This is a genomic window from Cohnella zeiphila (genome assembly GCF_014212055.1).
Taxonomy (GTDB): domain Bacteria; phylum Bacillota; class Bacilli; order Paenibacillales; family Paenibacillaceae; genus Cohnella; species Cohnella zeiphila.
In genome coordinates, this window is record NZ_JACJVO010000021.1 from 65,363 (window position 1) to 78,329 (window position 12,967).

Annotated in this window: 13 protein-coding genes; all 13 read left to right on the plus strand. The window is 60.7% G+C overall.

The window, feature by feature from the left end; genetic code table 11:
- The first annotated feature begins 110 nt into the window (after nt 1-110).
- Nucleotides 111-1,709, plus strand: coding sequence for an extracellular solute-binding protein (locus tag H7C18_RS16980; protein WP_185130283.1), 1,599 nt, complete (start codon nt 111-113; stop codon nt 1,707-1,709).
- A complete protein-coding gene (locus H7C18_RS16985) occupies nt 1,706-2,608 on the plus strand; it encodes an ABC transporter permease (RefSeq protein ID WP_185130284.1) in 903 nt (300 codons plus the stop codon). The genes H7C18_RS16980 and H7C18_RS16985 overlap by 4 nt, the downstream gene beginning before the upstream one ends.
- Before the next feature lies 1 nt (nt 2,609).
- Nucleotides 2,610-3,500 (plus strand): carbohydrate ABC transporter permease, encoded by an 891-nt coding sequence (locus tag H7C18_RS16990; RefSeq protein ID WP_185130285.1) that lies wholly within the window; start codon nt 2,610-2,612, stop codon nt 3,498-3,500.
- A 49-nt stretch (nt 3,501-3,549) separates the two neighbouring features.
- A complete protein-coding gene (locus tag H7C18_RS16995; RefSeq protein WP_185130286.1) occupies nt 3,550-4,224 on the plus strand; it encodes a hypothetical protein in 675 nt (224 codons plus the stop codon).
- Nucleotides 4,221-5,303, plus strand: coding sequence for a Gfo/Idh/MocA family protein (locus tag H7C18_RS17000; RefSeq protein ID WP_185130287.1), 1,083 nt, complete (start codon nt 4,221-4,223; stop codon nt 5,301-5,303). The genes H7C18_RS16995 and H7C18_RS17000 overlap by 4 nt, the downstream gene beginning before the upstream one ends.
- A gap of 24 nt (nt 5,304-5,327) precedes the next feature.
- Nucleotides 5,328-6,320: a Gfo/Idh/MocA family protein gene (locus tag H7C18_RS17005; RefSeq protein ID WP_185130288.1), complete on the plus strand. Its 993-nt coding sequence runs from the start codon at nt 5,328-5,330 to the stop codon at nt 6,318-6,320.
- 1,120 nt (nt 6,321-7,440) lie between these two features.
- Nucleotides 7,441-7,629: a glutamate decarboxylase gene (locus H7C18_RS17010; RefSeq protein ID WP_185130289.1), complete on the plus strand. Its 189-nt coding sequence runs from the start codon at nt 7,441-7,443 to the stop codon at nt 7,627-7,629.
- Nucleotides 7,630-7,805: 176 nt separating this feature from the next.
- Entirely contained in the window at nt 7,806-8,702 is an 897-nt protein-coding gene (accD, locus tag H7C18_RS17015; RefSeq protein WP_185130290.1) for an acetyl-CoA carboxylase, carboxyltransferase subunit beta, read from the plus strand.
- The gene (gene accA, locus H7C18_RS17020; protein ID WP_185130291.1) at nt 8,692-9,681 is read left to right on the plus strand and encodes an acetyl-CoA carboxylase carboxyl transferase subunit alpha; all 990 of its coding nucleotides are present in this window, start codon (nt 8,692-8,694) and stop codon (nt 9,679-9,681) included. Before accD ends, accA begins: the two co-directional genes overlap by 11 nt.
- Nucleotides 9,682-9,808: 127 nt before the next feature.
- Nucleotides 9,809-11,563, plus strand: a complete 1,755-nt coding sequence (gene pyk / locus H7C18_RS17025; protein ID WP_185130292.1) for a pyruvate kinase — start codon at nt 9,809-9,811, stop codon at nt 11,561-11,563.
- Between the two features lie 115 nt (nt 11,564-11,678).
- Nucleotides 11,679-12,158, plus strand: a complete 480-nt coding sequence (locus H7C18_RS17030; RefSeq protein ID WP_185130293.1) for an acyl-CoA thioesterase — start codon at nt 11,679-11,681, stop codon at nt 12,156-12,158.
- A gap of 87 nt (nt 12,159-12,245) precedes the next feature.
- On the plus strand, nt 12,246-12,653 hold the full coding sequence (locus H7C18_RS17035) for an FxsA family protein (RefSeq protein WP_185130294.1): 408 nt from the start codon (nt 12,246-12,248) through the stop codon (nt 12,651-12,653).
- A 7-nt stretch (nt 12,654-12,660) separates the two neighbouring features.
- Nucleotides 12,661-12,912, plus strand: coding sequence for a hypothetical protein (locus H7C18_RS17040; RefSeq protein WP_185130295.1), 252 nt, complete (start codon nt 12,661-12,663; stop codon nt 12,910-12,912).
- The last annotated feature ends 55 nt before the right edge of the window (nt 12,913-12,967 follow it).

A 12,967-nucleotide genomic window follows, 5' to 3' on the forward strand; every position in this document is an offset into this window, starting at 1 on the left:
CGTTTGCGCCGCGGAAACGTGTAAATTGCCGCGTTCCCGCGACAACCGCTATAACGGAGTTGCAGGCCGATCGGCGGCCTCAAAAATCGATTGCGAGGTGTTTGGAGTTTATGGGACGGAAGGCGAAAGCGAAAGGTACGATCGCGGCGGCGGCCCTGGCGGGCATGCTGCTGGCGGGATGCTCGTCCTCGGGCGGCGATGCCTCAAGCGGCGCGGCTTCCCAAGCGGCGGGTTCTCCTGCCAAGGGAGAGCAGGTCACGCTGAAGGTCGGCGTCTTCGACAGAGGCAACTCCCCCGCAGGCTACACGGCGACGGACAATTATTGGACCCAGTATGTGCAGGAGCATTTCGGCGATCCGAACAACATCAAGGTGGAGTTCGTGCCGATTCCCCGTACGGACGCGACCGACAAGGTCAACGTCATGATGTCGAGCGGGGACGCCCCGGACATCGTATTCGCCAACACGAACCCGCTAACCTCCTACGGCTACGCCAAGGACGGCGGCCTGATGCAGCTCGGCCAGCTCATCGACCAATACGGCCCGAACCTCAAAACCTATCTTGGGCCCGCGCTCGAGCGCGGCAAATTCGACGGCGTTCAGTACGCGATTCCCGGGCGGCGCGTCAACACGGGGAAATACGAGAACTTGATCCGCAAAGACTGGCTGGACAAGCTAAACCTGCCCATGCCGCAGACGACCGAGGAAGTATACGAGACGCTCAAAGCTTTCAAAGAGAAGGATCCCGGGCAGACCGGCGGCAAGGCGATTCCGCTCGGCTTCTCGCTCACGGCGGCGTCCATCGAGCCGATCGTCTGGTCCTTTATCCAGGACGGGCTGACGGACGAGCAGCGCTACACGCTCTCGGAGAACCTCGGCTATCCGGTGCTGCTTCCCGGACACAAGGAAGCGGTCCAATTTCTGAACAAGCTGTACAACGAAGGGCTCATGAGCCCGGATTTCTCGCTGGATAAGGACGAGAAGCAGTTGTTCCAGGACGTCATGACGGGGAAGGTCGGCATGTACAGCGACAACCTCGGCAACGCCTACAACGACACGCCGGGCATCGCCAAGGTGCTGACGCAGAACGTGGCGGGCGCCCAGCTGGTTCCGGTCGATCCGTACACGAACAACGCGGGCAAGCACCTCAAGCCCGAGTACGATCCGACGGGGTTCTACCTGATGATCCCGGCATCGAGCAAGCGCGGGGCCGAAGCGATCAAATATTTGGACTGGATGGCGCAGCCCGACGTGCTGAACACGATTCTGAACGGCATCGAAGGCGAGGATTACAAGCTGGTGGACGGCTTGCCCCAGCGCATCGCTTCCGAAGAGACCACCAAGCGGATGTACAACGCCGGAGACATTGCGATGATTACGCAAGGACAGGACTTCGGCAGCGACGAGAAAAACTGGGAAGCGGCGGCGGCTTCCGTGCCCGAGCCGTTCCGGAAGGATGTGGTCGACGCCTACAAGATGTCGATGACGGACACGATCAATTACGCCAACTTTACGACGCCGATCGAGGCGGAGAACAAGTACATTCCGGCACTGCAGGATAAGTACAACGAGTTGATCGTGAAAAGCATCATGGCGAAGCCGCAAGACTTCGACAAGACGTATGACGGCTTGATGAAAGATTACATGGCGAGCGGCGGAGACGCGATCGAGAAGGAACGCAAGGAAGCGTACAAGGCGATGGCCCAATGAGCAAGCTGGCGTATTACCGCCGCAACTGGCAGCTTTACGCGCTGCTCGTCCTGCCGCTCGCATACTTTGCGATCTTCAAGTACGGTCCGATGTACGGCATCGTCATCGCTTTCCAGGATTTCAACCTGTTCAAGGGCGTGGCCGGCAGCGACTGGGTCGGGCTCGACGTCTTCCGGGAAGTGTTCGGCATGAGCTCCTTCTACAAAGCGCTCCGCAATACGTTCCTGCTGAACCTGCTCGACCTGGCCGTCTCTTTTCCGGCACCTATCGTGCTTGCGCTGCTGCTGAACGAGCTGAGGGGCAAGCGATTCAAGAAGTTCGCGCAGACGACGCTGTACTTGCCCCACTTCCTGTCCTGGGTCATCATCGGGGGCATCATGTACCAGGTGTTCGCGACGAATACGGGCATCGTCAACTTGCTGCTCGGGCGCCTCGGCATGGCTCCGATCCCGTTTTTGACGGACAAGTACGACTGGCTTCTGACCTATCTGGCCGTCGGCGTCTGGCAGAGCGCCGGCTGGGGCACGATCATCTACCTGGCCGCGATCGCGGGCATCAACAAGGAGCTGCATGAAGCGGCCGCCGTCGACGGCGCGGGGCGGCTGCGCCGAATGCGGTCGGTGACGCTGCCGGGCATCCGGTCCACGATCGTCGTCCTGCTCGTGCTGAAGATCGGGGAGATCGTTCAGATCGGCTTCGACCGGCCGTACGTGCTCGGCAACGTCAGCGTCAACGACTTTTCGGAAGTCATCAGCACCTTCGTTTACAAGACGGGCATTCAAACGGCCGATTTTTCCACGGCGACCGCCGTCGGACTGTTTCAGGCCGTCGTCGGCATCGCGCTGCTGCTCGCATCGAATTACGCGGCCAAAAAAATCGACGGACACGGGGTCGTATAAGATGGATACCCTCACGAAAAGAACGGCGCGCCGAAGCGGAATCCAGGCGTTCGAACGGGTCAACGTCTGCCTGATCGCCTTGCTGGCGATTCTGTGTCTCGCCCCGCTTCTTCATATCGCCTCGGTCTCGCTGAGCGGAAGCCGGGCGATCTTGTCGGGCGAGGTGACGCTTTTCCCGGTCGGCGTCAATTTCGACGCGTACGGGAAAGTGTTTCAAGATGACTCGATGGTACGAGCCTTGCTGCTGACCGTGCTGCTGACGGCCGTATATACGGGCGCGGCCATGCTGCTGACGATCTTCGCCGCTTATCCGCTCTCGAAGCGGCTGCGAGGCCGCAGCTTCTTCCTGTTCGTCATCTTGTTCACGATGTTCTTCAGCGGCGGAACGATTCCCGACTATTTGCTCATTCGCAGTCTGCATCTGACCAACACGTTAGGCTCGCTGATTTTGCCGTCGCTGCTCAATCCGTTCTTCCTGATCATTCTCGTCTCGTTTCTCCGGTCGCTTCCGCAGGGGCTGACGGAGGCTGCGGCGATGGACGGCAGCGGCCATTTCCGGACGCTGGCGAAGATCGTTCTGCCGCTGTCGGCGCCCGCGCTGGCGACGCTCAGTCTGTTTTATGCCGTCGGCCGGTGGAACGGCTTTATGGACGCTTTGATGTACATCACGAACCCGAAGCTGTATCCGATTCAGCTCAAGCTGTATCAGATCGTCGCGAACAGCATGACGAACGACCCGCTGTCGATGCAGGGCGACCAGCTCGTCGCGATTATGCCGGAGAGCATCAAAGCGGCCAGCATCATGTTCGCCACGGTGCCGATTCTGATCGTTTACCCGTGGCTGCAAAAGTATTTTATCTCCGGCGTCATGCTGGGATCGGTCAAGGAGTAGGGCGCTTGCGCTTTAACCGCGACAAACCTAGAGAGGATGAACTTTTCCTATGAATATCGAATGGATCACCAAGTATGCTCCCTATTTGTATTTTGACAAAAACGAGCCGTTCTTTCCGGTTCGAGTCGGCGTCACGGTGCTGGAGGAGGCGGGCCCTTCTCCTTCGACCCGCAGAACGTTCCCGTTCAACGACTCGCGTCTTCAAGCCATTATCGAGTATGCGATCTATTGGGATTACGACATCCAGCACCTGTACGAGCTGGAGCACGTTTGGGTGTACGTGGGGCATGACGGCGAGGTGCTCGACTGCGAAGCCAGCTTTCACGGCCATTTCTTTAAAGGGCTGCTGCGCGACCGCGGCAATTTGACGGACGGCACGCACGCGAAGCTGTATTCGCAGCCGGGCAAGCATGCGTTCATGCCGGATCACGAAATGTTTTACCTGATTCCCGACCTGATGACCGCCACGAACGAGAACGCCGGCAGGCGCGGGCTGCTCGTGACCGGACCGTTCGACGGCGTCTATTCGACCGACGACGAGACCGATCGGATCGTCGAGCAATATCTGAAGACGCTGCGCTTCCAACCGAGCATGGAATTCGAAGAGTATCGCATCGATCCGTCCCTTTACGTATCTTGGGCGGAGCTGCATGCCGAGGTGCCGCTTCGCATCAAGGACAGGCTGGCGGAAATCAGGCAAGCGACGGGAGGGACGGCACGATGAGCGATCGCGTTAGAGTGGGAATGATCGGCTGCGGGTCGATCGCCATGGGCAAGCATCTGCCGAGCCTTGCCAAGCTGGAGCAGGTCGAGCTGTGCGCCTTCAGCGACATGGCGCCGGAGCGGGCGGGGCAAGCCGCCGAGAAGTTCGGCGCCCCGGGCGCCCGCGTCTATGACGATTATCGCGAGCTGCTGGCCGATCCTTCCATCGACGTCGTCCACATCTGCACGCCGAACGACAGCCATGCCGAAGTGTCCGTCGCGGCGCTCGAAGCGGGCAAGCACGTCATGTGCGAGAAGCCGATGGCGAAGACGGCGGCGGACGCGCGCCGCATGGCGGAGACGGCCCGGCGGACGGGCAGGAAGCTGACGATCGGCTACAACAACCGCTTCCGGCCGGACAGCCAGTTCATGAAGCGGATGTGCGAGAGAGGCGAGCTGGGAGACATTTATTTCGCCAAGGCTCACGCGCTTAGAAGACGCGGGGCGCCGACGTGGGGCGTTTTCCTCGACAAGGAAAAGCAGGGCGGCGGGCCGCTGATCGACATCGGCTCGCACGCGCTCGATCTGACGCTGTGGCTGATGAACAATTACGAGCCGCGCGTCGTTCTGGGCACGGCCTACCGGAAGCTCATGCCAGGGAACGGTACGGCGAGCGCCGGCGGTTCCTGGGAAGCCGACCCGCATGCGGTCGAGGATTCCGCGTTCGGCATGATCGTGATGAAGAACGGCGCGACGCTGATGCTGGAATCGAGCTGGGCGATCAATCTGCTGGATCCGCTGGAAGCCCGTTACACGCTTTGCGGAACCGAAGGCGGCGCGGACGTGAAGGACACGCTGCGCCTCAACGGGGAGATGCACGGGAGGCTGTTCGCGAATGCGATTCAGTTCGACGGCAAGGGCGCGGACTTCGCCCAAGGACGCAAGGAGAGCATGCAGGACAAGGAGATCCGGCTGTGGATCGAAGCCGTCCTGAACGATACGGAGCCGGTCGTGACGCCGGAGCAGGCCTGCGTCGTATCCGAAATCATCGAAGCCGTCTACGAGTCGAACCTTACCGGCAAAGCCATCTACTTCGATTAAAGCTAGGGGAAAGGAGACCGGGCCATGATTCGCATTGCGATTCTCAGCTATTGGCACGTTCACGCGAAAGATTACGCGCGGCAGGCAGCGCAGCATCCGGATGCCGCCATTACGGCCCTGTGGGACGAAGACCCCGTACGCGGCCGCGCGCAGGCGGAAGCTCTGGGCGTTCCTTATTACGGCAATCTCGAGGAGCTGCTGGCGAAGCCGGATATCGACGCGGTCATCGTCACGGCTCCGACGACGATGCACCGCGAGGTTCTCACGGCGGCGGCGGAAGCGGGCAAGCATATTTTCACGGAGAAGGTGCTCGCTCCCACGGTGCGGGAATGCCGCGAAATCCTGAAAGCCGTCCGCCGCAAGGGCGTCCGATTGATGGTATCCCTGCCCCGGCTGCATGCTCCGTTCGCGCTGGCCGCGAAGGAGGCGATCGGCCAAGGCAAGCTCGGCGAGCTGACGCTGGTGCGCGCCCGCCTGTCGCACAGAGGAGCGCTCTCGGGAGAACTGCCGGACTATTTCTTCCTGCCGGAGCAGACCGCGGGCGGGGCGATGATCGACCTCGGCTGCCATCCGATGGTAGTAACCCGCCTGCTGCTCGGCATGCCCGAGAGCGTCAGCGCCTCCTACGGCTATATCACCGGACGAGACGTCGAGGACAATGCGGCGGCGGTGCTGCGTTATCCCGGCGGGGCGCTCGGGATCGTCGAGGCCGGCTTTGCGAGCCGCTCCCCGTTCCTGCTCGAAGCGCACGGAACGGAAGGAAGCTTGACGTTTTCCGCGCACAGCCGCAAAATGATCGTCGCCGGCACGGCGAGCGGTGCCGGGACGCTGGAAGAGTGGCCGCTTCCCGATGCTCCGCCTTCGCCGATGGATCAGTGGCTGAGCGAGATTCGAAGCGGAACGTCCGACGACCGCAATGCCGGGTTCGCCCTCGATCTCACGCAGCTCATGGAAGCCGCGAACCTGTCGGCGCGGGCGGACCGTGCCGTTCGGCTGAGCGAGATTGGCGAAGCCTAACGGCCGCGCAAGGACCTCTTTCCCGTTTGAAGGCGGGAGGAGGTCCTTTTTGCATCATACAGAAATAGACTAGGATCCACTCCTTTTCAATCCTGTATGATCTCCGATAGGACGGATGCGCCTTAAGACAAGGACGGTTCAGCCGTTTTGCTGGCAACGAGGAGGATCTGTGTCGCTGCAAATACTCATTCCGGGTCTCCTGAGCGGAGGGGAGCACTATCCGTACGACATTAAGAAGAAGATTAAATGCCTTTGGACTATTCCGTTACGTTACGATGGAACGCTGTATTACCAGTCGACGTGCTTCGCAAAACGTGAACTTGCAGCCGACTGCCGCCTCCCGAAGGCCGCTCTAAGTTCACCGCGTGAACTTGCAGCCGACTGTCGCCTCCCGAAGGCCGCTCTAAGTTCACCGAGTGAACTTGCAGCCGACTGCCGCTCCCTGATGGCTGCTCTAAGTTCACCGAGTGAACTTGCAGCCGACTGCTGCCCCCTGATAGCCGCTCTAAGTCGGGGACCAGAGAAGACGATGCACAGTATGACGGACGAAAGCCGAAAAGCGCAGAGGAAAGGATTTACGACATGCTCGGGAACTCCCAAGCATTTATTCGCTGCATTCCTCGATGATGTTCCTGGACAAGGTCGGTCCACGCAAGCCGGCTTTTTTGATCGAGGAGGCGATCGGCTATTCGAATATGAGACTTGATGCTCATGGAGCGAAACGATCTTGAACAGCTCGAAATCGTCGCAGAAAAGAAGGAATTGGTCGCTCTGATCGGCGAACATGCCCGTTCCTCCGTTCCAAACGATCCGATTGGCTGCAAAAGCCGCTCGCCTATGTTCGCTTCAAGCGGCGTTCGTTCGTTTCCCCGGTTTCTTTCGCTCCGCGCCGGGACGGGAACGCTCGGTTGCTAGTCTTGAGGCATCTGTGCTATCATTTCTTTATTGTGGAGCGAAATACGCCCACCGGACGGATTCCCGGCGCATAGGCCCGCCCGCCCATGTCAGACGAGCGCATTCCGGCAGGACAAGCCGGTTTTTCGCGCGGGTCCGGGTCGTTTTGAGGTCCTATCCTACTCGCCAGATTCAGTCTAAAGCCATCCATTGGGGGTACCGCTTCATGTGGACGGTCATTTACATTGCGCCGACCGCGAAGATTGCGGAACGGATTCAGAAGCGTCTGACCGAGGAAGGCTTCCTCGTGCAGGTTCGCCCCATCAACCTGACCAAGCCTCAATACGAGATATTGGTGCCGTCCGGAGAAGTGCGGGAAGTGCAGGAAGTGCTCGGCAGCATCTTGCATCCGTAATCGACCCCGCCCGCCGGCAGCAGGCGAAGCCGTTACCTACGACGGACCGGATTCCGTCGGGCTTTTACGGTTTGCCGACGGCATGCCCTGCGCACGTCACGCCTGAACGAAGCGGACCGTTCCCGAGCTTTGCGCCCTGGTCGGACCGCCATTTTTGCGCCTTGTGAGGTGTCGCTGTGTTCAAAGATTTTTTTCAGAAAAAGAAATATGCGGTCGTCCCGGCTCAGCCGAGCTCGAACGCGAACGCCGCCGAGGAGCGGCCGAAGCGCGAGATTCCGGAAGGGCTTATGAACCGTTGCCCGAAGTGCGGCAATATTCAGTTCACCAAGGAACTTGAGAAAAATTTGAAGGTTTGCTCCACGTGCGATTACCATTTTCGCCTGAACGCGCTGGAGCGCATCTCGCTTACGGTGGACGAGGACCGGTTCGTCGAGATCGACGGGGATCTGGTGTCCAAGGACCCGCTCGGCTTTCCCGGCTATAAGAAGAAGCTCGAGCAGCAGACGGAGAACTCCGGCTTGCGCGACGCGATCGTGACCGGAGAGGCCGAGATCGGCGGATTTCCCGTCGTGATCGGCGTCATGAGCTTCGACTTTTTCACCGGAAGCATGGGATCGGTCGTCGGCGAGAAAGTGACCCGCGCGATCGAGCACGCGGCCCGGAAGCAATTGCCGCTCATTCTGTTCTCCACGTCGGGGGGAGCCCGGATGCAGGAGAGCATTCTCAGCCTGATGCAGATGGCCAAGACGAGCGCCGCGCTGGCGAAGTTCCAGGAAGGCGGCGGCTTGTACATCTCGGTGTTTACCGACCCGACGACGGGCGGCGTCTCCGCGAGCTTCGCAAGCCTGGGGGACTACAATTTGGCCGAGCCCGGCGCGCTGATCGGCTTCGCCGGCCGCATCGTCATCGAGCAGACGATCCGGCAGAAGCTGCCGGACAACTTCCAGACGGCGGAGTTCAACCTGCAGCACGGCCAGCTGGACAAAGTGGTGCACCGCAAAGACATGAAGTCGTTCCTGACCAAGCTGCTCGACATGCATGCCGTGAAAGGAGTGCGAGCGGATGTCCGCTGATTTGCCTTTTGAGAAGCCGCTCGACGATCTTCGCAAAAAAATCGATCATTTGCGTCAAGTCGGCGTCGACCAGCAGATCGACTTCTCCGAGGAGCTCGCCAAGCTGGAAGAGCGTTACAAGCAGTTGGAAGACGAAATCTACAGCCAGCTTAGCGCGGCGCAGATCATGCACGTGGCCCGTCTTCACCAGCGCCCGACTTCGCTTGATTATATTCAACTGATCTTCACCGATTTTATCGAGCTTCACGGGGACCGGCTGTTCGGAGACGATCTCGCGATCGTCGGCGGACTCGCCAAGCTGAACGGGGTGCCGATCACGATCGTCGGACACCAGCGGGGGAAGGACACGAAGGACAACATTCAACGTTTCTTCGGCAGCCCGCATCCGGAAGGATTCCGCAAAGCGCTTCGGCTCATGCAGCAAGCGAGCAAGTTCGGCCGTCCGATCGTCACGTTCATCGACACGAAGGGCGCTTATCCCGGCGATACCGCCGAAGCGCGCGGGCAATCCGAGGCGATCGCCCGCAACCTTCGCGAGATGGCGCTGCTTCGCGTGCCGGTCGTCTGCGTCGTCATCGGCGAGGGCGGCAGCGGCGGGGCGCTCGCACTCGGCGTGGGCAATCGCGTGCTGATGCTGGAGAACGCGATCTACTCCGTGATCTCCCCGAACGGCGCCGCGTCGATTCTGTGGAAGGACGCCTCCAAGGCCGATGTGGCCGCCGAGGCGATGAAGATTACCGCCCGCGACCTGAAGGGATTCGGGATTATCGAGGAGATCATCCCCGAGCCGAAGGGCGGCGCGCACCGCGATCCGGCCGCTCAGGCGGAGTCGATCCGGGAGGCACTTTGGCGCCATTTGCAGGAGCTGTCGGCCATGTCGCCGGAGCAGCTGATCGACGACCGTTACGAGAAGTTCCGCCGGATCGGCGAGTTCGACGTCGCGAAGACGGAAGAAATCCGGACCGCCGCCGTCGAATGACGCGGCCGCCTGCACCCAATCTTTGTTGATCTTCCCCGAAGTCCTCCGCGTCGTCCGTCGGCGCGAAGGCTCGGGTTTTATCAAGTTATGCACGTTACGCAAGCAAAAAACGGAGGAAAGAGAAATCATGCGCAAAACAAAAATCGTCTGCACCATCGGCCCCGCTAGCGAATCTTTGGAGAATACCAAAAAGCTGATCCAATCCGGCATGAACGTCGCCCGGCTGAACTTCTCCCACGGCGACTACGAGGAGCACGGCAACCGGATCAAGACCATCCGCCAAGCCAGCAAGGAGCTCGGCAAGACGGTTGCGATTCTGCTCGACACGAAAGGTCCGGAGATTCGGCTCGGCAAGCTGAAGGAAGAACCGATCGAACTGGTACAGGGCGAGACGATTACGCTGACGACGGAAGAAATTTTAGGCGATCTTCATCGGATTCCGATCACATACAAGGAGCTGCCGGGCGACGTCCACGTCGGTTCGACGATCCTGATCGACGACGGCCTGATCGGGCTCACGGTACTGGAAATCCAGGGCACCGAGATCAAGTGCGAGATCGTCAACAGCGGCCAAATCAAGAGCAAGAAAGGCGTCAACGTGCCGGGAGTCGCCATCTCCATGCCCGGGATTACGGAGAAGGACGCAGCCGACATCCGCTTCGGCATCGAGCAGAACGTCGATTTCATCGCGGCTTCCTTCGTTCGCCGCGCCAGCGACGTGCTTGAGATCCGCGAGCTGCTTGAGCGCTACAACGGCCGCCACATTCAAATTATCTCGAAGATCGAGAACCAGCAGGGCGTCGACAACCTGGACGAGATCCTGGAAGTGTCCGACGGCCTGATGGTCGCGCGCGGCGACCTCGGCGTCGAGATTCCGGCCGAGGAAGTGCCGCTCGTTCAGAAGTCGATGATCGAGAAGTGCAACCGCGCCGGCAAGCCGGTCATCACCGCTACGCAGATGCTCGATTCCATGCAGCGCAACCCGCGCCCGACGCGCGCGGAAGCGTCCGACGTGGCGAACGCCATCTTCGACGGCACCGACGCGATCATGCTGTCCGGCGAGACCGCCGCGGGCAAGTATCCGTCCGAATCGGTGCAGACGATGGCAGCCATCGCCCTGCGCGCCGAGTCGGCTCTTCACTATCGCGAGATTTTCCAGAAGCAAGCCAACGCCCAGCAGACGACCGTCACCGAAGCGATCAGCCAAGCCGTCGCCAACTCGGCGCTCGACCTGGATGCCGGCGCGATCATTACGTCCACGGAGAGCGGCTATACGGCCCGCATGGTATCCAAATACCGTCCAAAATCGCCGATCGTCGCCGTAACGCCGGAAGAGCAAGTGCTGCGCCGCCTGCAGCTGATCTGGGGCGTCACGCCGGTGCAAGGAACGCTTGCCGGCTCGACCGACGAGATGTTCGACATTGCGGTTGAAGGCGCGCTGAAGTCCGGCATCGTTCATTTGGGCGACACGGTTATCATCACGGCGGGCGTTCCGGTCGGCCGGTCCGGCACGACGAACCTGATCAAGATCCACCACATCGGCGAACTGATCGCCAAGGGCCAAGGGATCGGCTCGCTGAGCGCCACCGGCAAAGTCGTCATCGCCCGCACGCCGGAAGAAGCGGCGCGCAAAATGACGGAAGGCGCGATTCTGGTCGCTCCGTCGACGGACAAGGAGTATATGCCGGCATTCGAGAAGGCGGCCGGCGTCATTACCGAATGCGGCGGCATTACCTGCCACGCCGCCGTCGTCGGCCTCAACCTGGGCATTCCGGTCATCGTCGGCGTCGAGAACGCGCTCGGCTTGCTCTCGGACGGCAAGGAAATTACGCTGTATGCGGAGAAGGGCGTCATCTACTCCGGACAAGCCAAAGTTTTGTAAGCCCGAGCAAGGGCGTTTCTTAAAGAAATTCGGAGAAGTAGCGGCGAGCGGTTGCCGCTATTTCTCTTTTTCATCGGTAGGAGAAAATCGGGTATCATGAAGGGAGATCGAGACGATGGGAGACTGGTTCCTGTTCCCGCTTCGCGTCCGCTATCAGGAGACCGACAAGATGGCGGTCGTTTATCATACGAATTACATTACCTGGTTCGAGATCGGCCGGACGGAGTGGATCCGCCAAGCGGGCTTTTCCTACCGGGATATCGAGGAGCGCGGGCTGCTGCTGCCCGTGGTCAACGTGGAAGCTTCTTACGCCCAACCGGCGCGTTATGACGATTGGGTAACGGTCTGCACCCGGGTCGCTCAGCTGTCGAAGGTGCGCATTCAGTTCGAGTACCGGGTCGTGCGAAAGGAAGAGGCGGGAATCGAAACTCCCGCGCCTTCGTACTCGTCGGAGCTGCCCGAAGGTACGCTGCTGGCCAGCGGAAGTACGACGCACGGGTGGATCAACGAGAAGTGGAAGGTCGTCGGGCTGGACCGGGCGGCGCCCGACATTTACGACGTGCTGCGCAGCCGGGCGGGACTGACGCCGGACTGAACCGCAAAGAACGCGGCGGCGGGCGAAACTTTGTCGCGCCGACCCACGTAGTAACGGATCATAAGAAGGAGAAGGGGGAGGTTGGCCATGCTCATTCGCAAAGCGGGGTTGTGGTTCTTGATCGCCATCGCGGCGGAACTGGCGGGAATCGTCGTCATGAGCAGCTGGATCGGCGGCGGAGCGACGTTCGGGCTGCTGCTGCTCGGCGCGGTGATCGGTGCTTGGCTCCTGCAGAGCGAGGGGCGCAAGGCGTGGCAGGAAGCCGGACGGCTGATGCGCGAGGGCCAGCCTCCGGGGCATGCCGTCCTGAACGGGCTGTGCGTGATGGCGGGCGGCATTCTGCTGATCGTCCCCGGCTTCCTGTCGGACATTGTCGGCCTTACGCTGCTTCTTCCGTTCACGCGTCCCCTGTACCGGGCCTGGATGTTCCTCTGGCTGGAACGGAGGTTCCGGTCCGGCTCGATTCGCGTGTTCCGCGGTCCGTTCGGGAGGTGACGGCGCCGTGAGAATCCGCCTGTTCCGTTGGACGACCCGCGTAGGCGTATGGATTCAGCGCGCCCAATACGCGCTGATCGGCCTGATCCTGCTCGGCGCCCTCGATTACTTCGCCGCCTACGATCTGCTCATCGCCTTGTTCGGCACGTTGGGTCCGGGCGTCGCCCCGCTGGTGTTGATCGTGGTTCTGTTCCTCCTCTATAAAGGCTATCGCCGCTCTCGCCGGACCCGCCGCGGCGGCGACGATCCGTCCCGTTGAATGCAGCCCGTTCGAATTCGGTTCTTTTCTCCCCCGGAAGATCAATTCCCATCGT

Coding starts and splice junctions, on each gene's coding strand:
- H7C18_RS16980 (WP_185130283.1), top strand. CDS start 111: ATGGGACGGAAGGCGAAAGCGAAAGGTACGATCGCGGCGGCGGCCCTG.
- H7C18_RS16985 (WP_185130284.1), top strand. CDS start 1,706: ATGAGCAAGCTGGCGTATTACCGCCGCAACTGGCAGCTTTACGCGCTG.
- H7C18_RS16990 (WP_185130285.1), top strand. CDS start 2,610: ATGGATACCCTCACGAAAAGAACGGCGCGCCGAAGCGGAATCCAGGCG.
- H7C18_RS16995 (WP_185130286.1), top strand. CDS start 3,550: ATGAATATCGAATGGATCACCAAGTATGCTCCCTATTTGTATTTTGAC.
- H7C18_RS17000 (WP_185130287.1), top strand. CDS start 4,221: ATGAGCGATCGCGTTAGAGTGGGAATGATCGGCTGCGGGTCGATCGCC.
- H7C18_RS17005 (WP_185130288.1), top strand. CDS start 5,328: ATGATTCGCATTGCGATTCTCAGCTATTGGCACGTTCACGCGAAAGAT.
- H7C18_RS17010 (WP_185130289.1), top strand. CDS start 7,441: ATGTGGACGGTCATTTACATTGCGCCGACCGCGAAGATTGCGGAACGG.
- accA (WP_185130291.1), top strand. CDS start 8,692: ATGTCCGCTGATTTGCCTTTTGAGAAGCCGCTCGACGATCTTCGCAAA.
- pyk (WP_185130292.1), top strand. CDS start 9,809: ATGCGCAAAACAAAAATCGTCTGCACCATCGGCCCCGCTAGCGAATCT.
- H7C18_RS17030 (WP_185130293.1), top strand. CDS start 11,679: ATGGGAGACTGGTTCCTGTTCCCGCTTCGCGTCCGCTATCAGGAGACC.
- H7C18_RS17035 (WP_185130294.1), top strand. CDS start 12,246: ATGCTCATTCGCAAAGCGGGGTTGTGGTTCTTGATCGCCATCGCGGCG.